Genomic DNA, 1,557 nt, shown 5'->3' with positions numbered 1-1,557 from the left:
GTGCCGGGGGTGCCGGGGGTGCCTGGGGCGTCGGCGGCGTCGCGGTCGGCCCCGGTGCCCTGGAAGCCGCCCTCCTCGCCGCTGCCGCCCGGGTACCCGCCGTCTCCCGATTCGCCGTCTCCAGTCCCGCCGTCTCCGGGCCCGCCGTCTTCGAATCCAGGGCCCTCGGCTCCGTCGTCCTCGAACCCGTCGTGGTCGAAGCCCTGGAACCGGTCCGGGCCGTCGGGGCCGCCCGGGCCGTTCACCGGGCCGGCCCGAGGCCGGGTGGGCCCGCTGTGTGCGGGGAGCCCGCGTTCGCCGTGGAGAGCAGCTGGAGGCCGAGGCGGAGCCGGCGCCGGGCCTCGTCCTCGGTGACGCCCAGCGCGGCGGCGGCCTGCCGGTAGTCGCGGCGGTGGAAGTAGGCCAGCTCCAGGGCGTCACGCAGCGGGGCCGGCATCGAGGTCACGATGTAGTCGGCGCGGGCGGCTGCCGAAGCGTCCCGGATCTTGGCCTCGACCGCCGCCGAGGGCACTCGGTCGCCCGCCGACAAGGACGCGGTCTCGGCCTCCCTGAGCCGGTGCACGGCCTGCCGGTGGGTGAGGTCGGCGACCCAGGAGCGGAAGGTGCCCTGCCGCGGGTCGTAGGCGTCCGGATGCTCCCAGATGTACGCGAAGACCTCGCGGGTGATGCGGTCCGCCGCCTGCTCGTCGTCCATGATGCGGAAGGCCAGGTGGTGGACGAGGGAGGCGAAGCGGTCGTACAGCTCGCCGAGGGCGGCGGCTTCCCCACGGGCGAGCCGCTGCTGCATCTTGCGGTCCCAGCGGGGTGGTGTGTCGTGCGCCATCCGTCCCCATCTCTGTCGTCCCGGTCCTGCCCGGGCGGTGGCGGGCCGTACCTCCCGTCTCGTGGCGGTCGTACGTACCGTGCCGACTCCCGGGCCGTCTTCCGAACCGAATGTAGTGCGAACGGCTTACGAGGTGCGCACGTTTCGGGCAACGTGCCCCGCGCGGACGGCTGCGGATGGTATTGGGGCCATCACTTTCCGCAGGAACCTGGCGGCGGCACGGCGCGTGGGAACGTATGGTCGAGCGGTGGTCGACGCCGGTGCCTGCCACGGGGTTGCGTTTCGCTGGGGAGTGGCTCGGGCAGCCGCACTTGGGAGTGGATTGTTCCGGTTTGCTGGGCGAGCGAAGGGCATCGCGCGAGATGTTGAAGGTGACGCGGGGCGTGCAGGGGGAGTGGGTCGTGCTGCGGGTCGCCGGGGAGCTGGACCTGGTGACCTCGCCCACGGTGCGGCAGAGCGTCCACGACGCGGTCGCCGAGGGACGCCACGCCCTGGTGCTCGATCTCTCGCAGGTGCGGTTCTGCGACTCCAGCGGGGTGGGGGTGCTGATCGCGGCCCGCCGGCTGATGCGGTCCTGCTCCGGGCGGCTGCGGCTGATACTCCCGGCTCAGGGCGCGGAGGACGGCTCCCATGTGAACCGGGTGCTCGCCGCGCTCGGGGTACGCCGCCTCTTCGAGGTCTACCCGGACCTGGCCAGCGCCACGGAGGCCGCCGCGGCCTGACGGGGCCGGGCG

General features: G+C 73.8%; 2 protein-coding genes and 1 pseudogene. 1 reads left to right on the top strand and 2 read right to left on the bottom strand.

The window, feature by feature from the left end:
- A pseudogene (locus E4099_RS33805) lies at positions 1 to 245 on the bottom strand (FHA domain-containing protein); the annotation flags it as partial.
- A complete protein-coding gene (locus E4099_RS31895; protein ID WP_135342573.1) occupies positions 242 to 823 on the bottom strand; it encodes a sigma-70 family RNA polymerase sigma factor in 582 nt (193 codons plus the stop codon). The pseudogene E4099_RS33805 and the gene E4099_RS31895, both read right to left, overlap by 4 nt.
- Before the next feature lie 362 nt (positions 824 to 1,185).
- On the opposite strand from E4099_RS31895, the gene E4099_RS31890 reads away from it, so the two are divergent.
- Entirely contained in the window at positions 1,186 to 1,545 is a 360-nt protein-coding gene (locus E4099_RS31890; RefSeq protein WP_135342572.1) for an STAS domain-containing protein, read from the top strand.
- Positions 1,546 to 1,557 lie beyond the last annotated feature (12 nt).

It is taken from the genome of Streptomyces palmae, assembly GCF_004684805.1.
In the GTDB taxonomy this organism is placed as follows: Bacteria; Actinomycetota; Actinomycetes; order Streptomycetales; family Streptomycetaceae; genus Streptomyces; species Streptomyces palmae.
This window is presented reverse-complemented; position numbering and strand designations above follow the sequence as displayed.

Coding starts and splice junctions, on each gene's coding strand:
- E4099_RS31895 (WP_135342573.1), bottom strand. CDS start 823: ATGGCGCACGACACACCACCCCGCTGGGACCGCAAGATGCAGCAGCGG.
- E4099_RS31890 (WP_135342572.1), top strand. CDS start 1,186: ATGTTGAAGGTGACGCGGGGCGTGCAGGGGGAGTGGGTCGTGCTGCGG.